9 protein-coding genes are annotated in these 10,325 nt (G+C 72.3%); 3 read left to right on the forward strand and 6 right to left on the reverse strand.

Annotation, left to right across the window (positions count from 1 at the left end):
- Positions 1–73: 73 nt before the first annotated feature.
- The 5 genes from V6U90_RS27305 to ftsY all read right to left on the reverse strand — a co-directional run bounded on the left by V6U90_RS27305 (position 74) and on the right by ftsY (position 6,431).
- A complete protein-coding gene (locus V6U90_RS27305) occupies positions 74–2,434 on the reverse strand; it encodes a [protein-PII] uridylyltransferase (RefSeq protein WP_334442566.1) in 2,361 nt (786 codons plus the stop codon).
- Positions 2,435–2,449: 15 nt separating this feature from the next.
- Positions 2,450–2,788: a P-II family nitrogen regulator gene (locus tag V6U90_RS27310; protein WP_334442594.1), complete on the reverse strand. Its 339-nt coding sequence runs from the start codon at positions 2,786–2,788 to the stop codon at positions 2,450–2,452.
- A 26-nt stretch (positions 2,789–2,814) separates the two neighbouring features.
- Complete coding sequence (locus V6U90_RS27315; RefSeq protein WP_334442568.1) at positions 2,815–4,224, reverse strand: ammonium transporter; 1,410 nt, start codon at positions 4,222–4,224, stop codon at positions 2,815–2,817.
- Between the two features lie 182 nt (positions 4,225–4,406).
- Positions 4,407–5,195, reverse strand: coding sequence for an aminoglycoside phosphotransferase family protein (locus V6U90_RS27320; RefSeq protein WP_307803882.1), 789 nt, complete (start codon positions 5,193–5,195; stop codon positions 4,407–4,409).
- 48 nt (positions 5,196–5,243) lie between these two features.
- The gene (gene ftsY / locus V6U90_RS27325) at positions 5,244–6,431 is read right to left on the reverse strand and encodes a signal recognition particle-docking protein FtsY (protein WP_334442577.1); all 1,188 of its coding nucleotides are present in this window, start codon (positions 6,429–6,431) and stop codon (positions 5,244–5,246) included.
- 157 nt (positions 6,432–6,588) lie between these two features.
- Between ftsY and V6U90_RS27330 the strand changes: the two genes are divergently transcribed.
- From V6U90_RS27330 to V6U90_RS27340, 3 genes are all read left to right on the forward strand, one after another.
- A complete protein-coding gene (locus V6U90_RS27330; RefSeq protein WP_334442580.1) occupies positions 6,589–8,355 on the forward strand; it encodes a DUF7800 domain-containing protein in 1,767 nt (588 codons plus the stop codon).
- 128 nt (positions 8,356–8,483) lie between these two features.
- Complete coding sequence (locus tag V6U90_RS27335; RefSeq protein ID WP_334442583.1) at positions 8,484–9,005, forward strand: DinB family protein; 522 nt, start codon at positions 8,484–8,486, stop codon at positions 9,003–9,005.
- Positions 9,006–9,170: 165 nt separating this feature from the next.
- Positions 9,171–9,347, forward strand: coding sequence for a hypothetical protein (locus tag V6U90_RS27340; protein WP_334442586.1), 177 nt, complete (start codon positions 9,171–9,173; stop codon positions 9,345–9,347).
- 159 nt (positions 9,348–9,506) lie between these two features.
- Here V6U90_RS27340 and V6U90_RS27345 read toward each other — a convergent pair whose 3' ends face one another.
- Positions 9,507–10,127 carry an HAD family hydrolase gene (locus V6U90_RS27345; protein WP_334442589.1) on the reverse strand — a complete coding sequence of 207 codons (621 nt, stop codon included), beginning with the start codon at positions 10,125–10,127 and terminating at the stop codon, positions 9,507–9,509.
- Positions 10,128–10,325: the final 198 nt, after the last annotated feature.

The raw sequence follows: 10,325 nt of genomic DNA on the forward strand, positions 1-10,325 counted from the left end.
GGTACGGTAGCCGGGGCGCGGGTGTTAACAAGGGGCCCTTCCTCTACCAAATGCGTTAAGCGGGGGCCCTTCCTTACACCGCAGCGAGGACGGCCTGCTCCAGCCGGGCCCGTTCGGCGTCGTCCGGCCAGCCACCGACCAGGTAGAACGCGTCCACCACGGCGCTGCCGAGCGTGGCGATCCGGGCGGCGCGGACCTGCGCACCGGCCTCGTCCAGCGCCGCGCAGACCCGGTAGAGCAGTCCGGCCGCGTCGGCCGCCCGCAACTCCAGCACCACCGCGTCGGTGGCCGCGTCCCGGTGCCAGACCACCTTCGGGTCGGCGTCGTCGGAGCGGGCGGCCAGCGCCCGTCCGCGCAGCCGCTGGGTCACCGAGACGTCACCGGTCACCGCCCGGCGCAGGTCGGCGGCGAGCGCGACCGGGTCGGCGGCCAGGCCGTAGCGGGGCTGCACCCGGAACTCGACCAGGGCCCGGTCGTCGATGGTGGCGGCGTCTGCGGCGACCACGTCCAGCCGGTGCAGCGCCAGGCAGCCGGCCACCGTGGCGAGCAGTCCGCGCCGGTCGGCTGCGGCCACCGTGACGATCCCCTCGGTCAGGTGTACGGCCGGCAGTGGTCCGGCGACCAGCGCCGGGTCGGGTACCGGTGGGTCGGGCAGCACGCCGGTGTCCAGGGCGGTGTGCACCCGGCGGACCAGTTCGGCGATCAACCGGCCTTTCCAGTCCGACCAGGCGGCCGGACCGGTGGCTTTGGCGTCGGCCCGGACCAGGCCGTGCAACAGGTCCAGGGTGGCCGGGTCACCGACCGCCTCGGCCACCCGGGAGATGGTCACCGGGTCACCGAGGTCGCGCCGGGTGGCCACGTCGGGCAGCAGCAGATGCAGCCGGACCAGCCGCTCGATCATCGCCACCTCGGCGTCCGGCAGCCCCATCCGGGCGGCGACCGCCCCGGCGATCGGGGCGCCGACCGTGCTGTGGTCGGCGGGGACATCAGGGTCCGCACCCGGCAGGCCCTTGCCGACGTCGTGCAGCAGGGCGCCGAGCAGCAGCAGGTCGGGGCGGTCCACCTCGCGGGCGTACCGGCCGGCCTCGGCGGCGGTCTGCACGAGGTGCCGGTCCAGCGTGTAGCGGTGCACCGCGTTGTGCTGCGGCAGGCTGCGCATCCGGGGCCACTCCGGGAACCAGGCGTCGACCAGGCCGTACCGGTCGGCGGTCTCCCAGGCGGCGATCAGGCCGGTGCCGGCGCCGAGCAGGGTGACCAGGGCGCTGCGGGCCTCCACCGGCCAGGGCACCGGCAGCGCCGGGCAGTAGGCGGCGAGCCATTCGCAGGTGGCCCGGGAGATCGGCAGCCTCGTGGTGGCGGACGCGGCGACCACCCGCAGGGACAGGCTCGGGTCGGGTCGGGCGCCGATCGCGGTACGGGCCAGCACCAGTTCGCCGTCCTGCTCGACGACGTCCCGGGCGACCGGTCGGCGGACCGGTCGGCCGTCGGCGGTACGGGCCCGCCCGTCGGCGGGGAACGACCGGCCCGAGGACGGGCGGCCGGAGTTGCCGCGCAACCGGTCGGCGGCCCGCCAGGCGTCGTCCAGCGCGTGGCTGACCGTCCGGGCGTCCTGCGCGACCCGGCGCAGCAGCAGGTCGGGGTCGTCCAGGCCGAGCCGGGTGCCGACCCCGGCGCGTTCCTGGGCGACCAGCCGGTCCACCCGCCGCCCGACGGCGGCGTGCAGCGCGTCCCGGGTGTCGAGCAGGCGCAGGTGGGCGGCGCGGACCGCCGGGCGGAGCGCGTCGGTGATCCCGGCGGCGGCGATGCCCCGCAGAATGCCCAGGTCACGCAGCCCACCGGCGGATTCCTTGAGGTCGCCTTCGAGGAGGAAAGCCAGCTCGCCGTGGGCGGCCCAGCGCGCGGTGGTGATCTCCCGCAGCCCGGGGAGCCGGCGGACGGCGGTGCGCCGCCACTGTTCGGCGGCGGCGGTGGCGAGTTGCCGGGTGAGTTCCGGGTCACCGGCGACGTGCCGGGCGTCGAGCAGCCCGAGGGCCACCTTCACGTCCTCGCCGGCCACGTCGAGCGCCTCCGGTACGGTCCGCACCGAGTGGTCCAGCCCGAGCCGGGCGTCCCAGATCGGGTACCAGAGCGCGGCGGCCAGTTCGTCGACGCCCGGTACCCCGTCGTGCAGCAGGATCAGGTCGAGGTCGCCGTACGGGGCGCACTGCCGGCGGCCGAGTCCGCCGACGGCGACCAGCGCGATCCGGTCGACGCCGGCCGGCAGCAGCCCGGTCAGCCAGGTGTCCAGTGCCGCGGCCCGGCTCTCCCGGGCGGCGGCGCCGACACCGGTCCGGTCGATCCCGCCGGCTCCGGAAACGGCGCTGACCCCGTTGATCAGGGGGTCCTCGTCAGGGGGAGTGTGTCCCGACGGAGTTCCCTTGATCAACGGGGTCATGGCGGTGACGGTGGCTCAGAGGGCGTCGAGGCCACGTTCGCCGGTGCGTACCCGGACCACGTCCTCCACCGCCGTCACCCAGACCTTGCCGTCACCGATCTTGCCCGTCCGGGCCGCCCCGACGATCGCGTCGACCACCTTGTCGACGTCGATCTCGTCGGTGAGCACCTCCACCCGGATCTTCGGCAGGAACTCGACCGTGTACTCGGCACCCCGGTAGACCTCGGTGTGCCCCTTCTGCCGGCCGTAGCCCTGGACCTCGCTGACGGTCAGGCCGGCCACGCCGAGGGCGTGCAGGGCCTCCTTCACCGCGTCCAGCTGGTACGGCTTGATGACTGCGGTCACCAGCTTCATGTCCAACCCCTCCATCTCGCAGAACGTTAACCGGCGACCTTTTCGCTGACCTGCCCGGTAGGCTCCGCGGCCGGCTTGCCCGGGCCGACGGCGCTGCCGGTCGGGGAGATACCGGCCATGGCGAAGGCACCACCGCTGCCGCCACCGGCCGGGGAGAGGTCGTACGCCGACTCGGCGTGTTCGGCGAGATCGATGCCCTCGACCTCGGCCTCCGGCTTGACCCGGAACCCGATGGTCTTCTCGATCACGAAGGCGAGCACCCAGGCCACCCCGAAGGACCAGGCGGTGACGATCAGGCCGGCCAGGGCCTGCCGGCCGAGCTGGGTCAGCCCGCCACCGTAGAAGAGGCCGTCGGAGGCGCCGATCACGTCGCTGATCGCGCCGTTGACCGAGTTGGTGGCGAACAGGCCGAGCCAGAGCGAGCCGATCCAGCCGCCGACGAAGTGCACGCCGACCACGTCGAGCGAGTCGTCGTAGCCGAGCTTGTACTTCAGGCTGACCGCCAGGGCGCAGACCGCGCCGGCCACCAGGCCGAGCAGCACCGACGCCCAGGGGGCGATGAAACCACAGGCCGGGGTGATGGCGACCAGACCGGCGATGGCACCGGAGGAGGCACCGACCATGGTCGGCTTACCACTCTTGATCCACTCGACGGCGAGCCAGGCGAGCACCGCGGCGGCGGTGGCGAGCTGGGTGTTCAGGAACGCGAGCCCGGCCACCGAGTCGACGGTCAGTTCGGAACCGGCGTTGAACCCGAACCAGCCGAACCAGAGCAGGCCGGCGCCGAGCGCCACCAGCGGGATGTTGTGCGGCTTCATGCCCTCGCGGGGCCAGCCGAGCCGCTTGCCGAGCACCAGTACCAGGGCGAGTGCCGCGGCACCGGCGTTGATGTGCACCGCCGTACCACCGGCGAAGTCGAGCGCGTGCAGGTCGGCACCGATGATGCCGCCGCCCCAGACCCAGTGGGCGACCGGGAAGTAGACCAGGGTGGCCCAGCCGAAGGCGAAGAGCAGCCAGCCGGCGAACTTGGCCCGGTCGGAGACGGCGCCGCTGATCAGCGCGACGGTGATCACCGCGAAGACCATCTGGAACGCCATGAACACGTAGAGCGGTACCCCGATGCCGCTGGGGTTCTCGGCGGTCGCGCCCCACAGGTCGGTCTCGGCCAGGAAGGTCTTGGTGCCGAGGTAGTCGCCCGGGTTGCCCCAGAATCCGTTCACGTCGGACCCGAAGGCGACGCTGAAGCCGTAGAACCACCACAGGACCGAGATGAGCCCGATGGCGGAGAAGCTCATCATCATCATGTTGAGCACGCCCTTGGACCGGTTAAGGCCACCGTAGAACAGTGCCAGTCCGGGCGTCATGAGCAGCACGAGCGCGGTCGAGACCAGCAACCAGACGGTGTTGCCGGAATCGATCGTGGGTGCTTCAGGCACGCTGGCCTCCTAAAGGTGAAGTTCCCTCCTCCGCGGCTTCCGAGGCAACGTCGCCCGTACGCCGGTTGGCCGAAAGCCTTCCGGCCCCCTGTTTCACGCTCGCTCTCCGGCCGGTTTCCGAACGGTCACGGGTTGTTTCGAACGTGTGAAGAAAACCTCACCGCCAGCGCGGTATCCGGACGTCAGCGCAGCGCGTACTCCAGGGTGTGCCGCTCGTAGTCGAGCAGGCGCAGATCACGCATGGGGCGCCGGAGGTGACCCTTGTGCACGATCCGGACGAACGCCGGTTCGCCCGCTGCGGCCATCCGCCGGATGCCCTCCACGTGGTCCACGATCCGCTTGCGGATGGTGCGGATCAGCCGGTGCCGGTCCCGGGGGATCAGCCCGTACGCGTCGGCGAAGAGCCGCAGCCGGCGGGGCCGGTCCGGCCGTTTCCAGCCCAGCGTGTAGGAGTCCCGGTCGGAGAAGAGCGGTACCCAGGTCCAGGCCGCGTACGCCACGTCGTAGATCCGGGCGCCGGGCGAGGCCAGGTCGAAGTCGATCAGACCGAGGGTGCCGTCCGGCCGCCAGATCACGTTGTGCGGGGCGGCGTCGTGGTGACAGATCACCTCGGTGTCCGGCGGGGGCGGCCCGAACGAACGCCAGACCGCCCCGGGCGGCGGGACGAACCCGTACTGCGCGTCGTGGAACATCCGCAGCATGGTGGCGACGGTGACCAGCGCCTCGTCGGTGACCCAGTGCGGGGCCAGCGGGTACTCCCCGCACTCCCCCTCCAGGTACGACAGGACCTCCCGGTTGCGCTCGTCCATGCCGAGCGCCCGGGGTGAGCCGGTGAAGCCGACGTACTCCAGGTGTCGCAGCAGCGCGTGCACCGAAGGGGTCCACGGGCCCGCGTTACGACGGACGGTGTCACCGACCCGTACGACGGTGCTGACGTTGCCGCCGTGCAGCGGGATCTCCTGTGCAGTCACGTACGGTCTCCCGAGGCGTGGCGCCGGTTCGCGGTAGAACACCCGAGGTTACGCGTTCGGGCCGGACGGTTCGCCCAGCAGCGCGTCGACGAACTGGGCGGCGTCGAACGGCGCCAGGTCGTCCGGCCCCTCACCGAGGCCGACCAGCTTGACCGGGATGCCCAGCTTGCGCTGCACGGCGATGACGATGCCGCCCTTGGCGGTGCCGTCGAGCTTGGTGAGTACCACCCCGGTGACGTCCACCACCTCGGTGAAGACCCGGGCCTGCTCCAGACCGTTCTGCCCGGTGGTGGCGTCCAGGATCAGCAGGGTCTCGTCGACCGGTCCGTGCTTCTCCACCACCCGCTTGACCTTGCCCAGCTCGTCCATCAGGCCGACCTTGTTCTGGAGCCGGCCGGCGGTGTCGATCAGGACGGTGTCCACCCCGGCGTCGATGCCGCGCCGGACCGCGTCGAAGGCCACCGAGGCCGGGTCGGCGCCCTCCGGCCCACGGACCACCTCGGCACCGACCCGGCCGGCCCAGGTGGCGAGCTGGTCGGCGGCGGCGGCCCGGAAGGTGTCGGCCGCGCCGAGCACCACGCTGCGCCCGTCCGCCACCAGCACCCGGGCGATCTTGCCGCAGGTGGTGGTCTTGCCGGCGCCGTTGACCCCGACCACCAGCACGACCGCCGGTACGCCGGTGGCGGTGGCGGTCTTCAGCGACCGGTCCAGGCCCGGGTCCAGGGCCTTGACCAGCTCGGTGGCGAGCAGGGCGCGCAGTTCGGCGCCGGAGCGGGTGCCGAGCACCCGGGTCTGCTCGCGCAGCCGGTCGACGATCTCCCGGGTGGCCTCGATCCCGACGTCCGCGGTGATCAGGCTGTCCTCGATCTCCTCCCAGGTGTCCTCGTCGAGCCGGTCCCGGGAGAGCAGGCCGAGCAGCCCCTTGCCGAAGACGTTCTGCGAGCGGGCCAACCGGGACCGGAGCCGGACCAGCCGGCCGGCGGTCGGCTCGGGGGTCTCCAGCACCGGCGCGGGCGGGGCCTCGACCGGCGGCGCCTCCACCAGGATGCCGGTGTCCAGGTCTGCCTCGGGCGCCTCGACCGGCGGGCCGGCCAGTTTCTCCCCGGTACGGGTGTCGACGGCCTCCTCGGGCAGCGGCGGTTGCGGCCGGCGGCGCAGCCGGGGCACCAGCAGGCCGAGCCCGGCGAGGATCAGCACACCGAGCAGGGTCAGCGCGACGATGAGGTATTCCTGCATGCGGAAATCCTGTCAGATGCCGGCACGTACGTCCTCTCGGCGGCACCACCCGCGCCCCTGATGCCCTTGGGTACGCTCACCGGGCCCACGGGCAGGGGTGGCGGACCGGGCCACCGGGTAGGAAAGTGGAAATCCCTCAGCTTCCGGAGGTCCGCCCATGTCCACGTCCCGCCTGCTCATCGGCCCACTGCTGCGGCGGGTGGTCGGCACGCGGGCCACGGTCTGGGTGGAGACCAGCGCACCGGCGGTGGTCCGGGTCCGCACCGCCGACGGGGCCTCCGGCGAGGCCGCCACCTTCACCGCGTACGACCACCACTACGCGATCGTGGTGGTGACCGGACTCACCCCGGGGTCGGCGACGACCTACGAGGTGCTGCTCGACGGCGAGCCGGTCTGGCCGCAGCCGGAAGGCGAGTTTCCGCCCAGCGTGATCCGCACCCGGGCGGCCGACGACACCGACCAGCCGGTCCGGTTGGTCTTCGGCTCCTGCCGGGAGACCACCCAGCACGCGACCACCCGCAAACTGCCGCCGGACGCGCTCGACGCGTACGCCCGGCGCCTGATGGCCGGCACGGCGGCGGATGACCTGCCCGACCTGCTGGTGCTCCTCGGCGACCAGGTGTACGCGGACGAGACCTCGCCGACGGTGCGTCGCCTGCTGCGGCGGCGGCACCGGCGGCCGGCGGGCGCCCCGGCCGACCAGGTGGTCAGCTTCGACGAGTACACCAAGCTCTACCTGGAGTCGTGGCGGGATCCGGAGATCCGCTGGCTGCTCTCCACCGTGCCGAGCGTGATGATCTTCGACGATCACGAGATCATCGACGACTGGAACACCTCGGCCGCCTGGCGGTCCGACATGCGGGCCCAGCCCTGGTGGGCGGAGCGGATCCGCAGCGGGCTCGCCTCCTACTGGGTCTACCAGCACCTGGGCAACCTGTCCCCGGACGAGATCGACGCCGACCCGGTCTACGCCAAGGTGGTCACGGCCGGCGACGCCACCGGGGTGCTCACCGAGTTCGGCGAACGGGTCGACCAGGAGTCGGACCTCGCGCACGACACCGAACCGGGTCGGCTCTCCGCTGGTGACTGCGGGGCTCGCTTCGCTCACTCCTCGCACTCGCCCGGGCGGGCGCGCAGTTACCAGTGGAGTTACGCGGTCGACCTGGGCCGGACCCGGCTGGTGATGCTGGACAACCGGTGCAGCCGGGTGCTGGAGCCGGCCAGCCGGGCCATGCTGCCGCCGGGCGAGTGGTCGTGGTTCACCGACCAGGCCCACGGCCGGTACGACCACCTGGTGATCGGCTCCTCGCTGCCCTGGCTGCTGCCGCCCGGCATCCACCACGTCGAGGCGTGGAACGAGCGGCTGGCCGGGTCGCGCAGGCCCTGGGTGGCGACGCTCTCCGAGCGGCTGCGCCGAATGCTGGACCTGGAACACTGGGCGGCCTTCCAGCGCTCCTTCGACGCGCTCAACGCGCTCTTCGCCCGGATCGGCAGCGGCCGGCCGGGTAAGCCCGGTGACCGGGTGGGGGCCGGCCCGGCGTACGCCCCGCCGGCCTCGATCAGCGTGCTCTCTGGTGACGTGCACCACTCGTACGTGGCCCGGGCCCGGTTCGCCGACCCGTCGGTGGTGACCCCGGTCCACCAGCTCACCTGCTCACCGGTCCACAACCAGGTACCGGCCGGGATGCGCCCGCTGATGCGGCTGGGCTGGTCCGCCGGGCCGTCCGGGGTGGCCCGCGCGCTGGCCCGCTCGGCCGGGGTACGCCGGCCGTCGGTGCGCTGGCACAAGCTCGACGGCCCGTACTTCGGCAACGCGGTGGGCACCCTGGTGCACACCGGGCGCACCGCCGACGTGGTGATCGAGGGCACCACGAAGACCGGTGAGCTGCGGGTAGTGGCGCAGGAGCGGCTCAGCACCGGCTGAACCACCACCCCCACCCCGTCGATCATGGAGTTATGGTGGTCGATTCAGCCCGGTATGTGGCTTCTGTAGGGCACCACAACTCCATGATCGGCGGAGCAGGTGTCACATCCGTACGCGACCATGGCCCGATGACCTGGACCGCACCGGACGTCACCCGGCCCACCACGCCCACCCTCGGCGACGAGCGCACCATGCTCGACGGCTGGCTCGACCACCACCGGCAGACCCTGCTCAGCAAGTGCGCCGGGCTGACCGCCGAGCAGCTCAGGATCCCCAGCGTGGAGCCGTCCGGGCTCACCCTGCTGGGGCTGGTCCGGCACATGGCCGACAACGAGCGCTGGTGGTTCCGGATGAACGTGGCCGGTGAGCCGATCGACAGCTTGTACGGCAATGGAGACGACCCGGACGAGGATCTCAACGACATCCACGACGCCGACGCGGAGGCGGATCTGGCGATCCTCGTCGAGGAGGTGGCGGCGGCGCGGGCCGCGGTGGCCGGCCGCTCGCTGGACGACACCTACGGCTACCTGCGCTCCGGGGAGGAGATCAACCTGCGCTGGACCTACGTCCACATGATCGAGGAGTACGCCCGGCACGCCGGCCACGCCGACCTGATCCGGGAGCGGATCGACGGCGTGACCGGCGTCTGACCACGGGGACGCTGGTCAGCACCGGGAGCGGGCCGACCGGGAGCCGGGCCACCACCCGCTCGGCGGTGACCCGGCTCCCGGCGGCACGTCGACGACCACGACGAGTAGACCTCGAACTCGTTGACCCGGACGAACCCAGGCTGGCGCGTCGGACCGTGGAGGGCATTGATCCGGACCAGCCGCGCGGTCTGCGCGGTGCCGAGGTTCACCGTCACGCTCAGCGCGGTGTTACCCCGGACCTGGCCGCCCGCCGGGGGCACCCAGCCGGCGGCGTTCGCCCAGCTGCACGCACCGCCGAGGCTGGTGTCCCGGGAGCCGTCGTTCACCCCGGCCGCCGAGTAACCCGAGTAGGTGGGCTCGGCGAAGCCGACGAGTCCGCTGCCCAGTCGTCGTACTTCTTCTCGAAGGTCGCCTTGATCCCCACCGACGCCCAGTACAGTTCGTCTGGGCTTGCGGGGACTTCCTCGACCGGCGGGGCCAGTGGCACGATCTGGCCACCGCTCAGTAGTCCAGTACCGCCCGCAGGTACGGCAGGTCCGCCACCCCGTTCCACCGGTACGCGGACAGCCCGGCCGCCCGCGCACCCCGGACCACGCGGTCGTCGTCGTCGACCAGGAGCACCCGCTCCGGCGGGGTCCCCAGGGCCAGGCAGGCCCGCTGGAAGTACTCCTTGGCGGGCTTGTGCACGCCCAACTCCCAGGAGTTGAAGACCTGGTCCACCTCACCGGTCAGGCCGAGCGTGACCAGGTCCGCGTCGAGCGCGTCGGTGGCGTTGGTGGCCAGCCCCACCGGCAGCCCGGCGGCGCGTACCTCCCGGACCAGGGCGAGCACGTCCGGGTCGATCTCACCCCGGTAGCTCTGCCACTCGGCGACCGCGTCCCGGGCCCGGTCCAGGCCACCGGCCGGCTCGGCGAGCGCCTCGGCCACCTGCACCATCCAGTCGGCGTGACTGACCTGACCGACCAGTACCGGCTGGAGCCGCCCCCAGTGCAACGCGGTCTCCACCAGGGCACCCGCCGGCAGGCCGTACCGGCTCTCCACCCCGGCGACGACCGCCTCGTCCCAGCGCCGGAGCACGCCGTCCAGATCCACCAGCAGCGCCGTCGCGCGTTGCCGAGCCACCTGAGTCACTTCCTCTCACCGGCCGCAGCGCAGCCGCGACCATCCCTCTGACCGCCGGAGGACCCCGGCACGCCGGTCTAGTCTCAACGCCGTTCAGTTAGGCGTGGGCGTGGCTGGTCAAGGGTGTGTTGATCGGGGTGTGAGAGGCGGGGTTCCGGTATCAAGGTTTGTCACTCCAAGACAACCCGAACCAGGAAC

The sequence above is a fragment of the Micromonospora sp. CPCC 206060 genome, from assembly GCF_036906895.1.
GTDB lineage: Bacteria > Actinomycetota > Actinomycetes > Mycobacteriales > Micromonosporaceae > Micromonospora.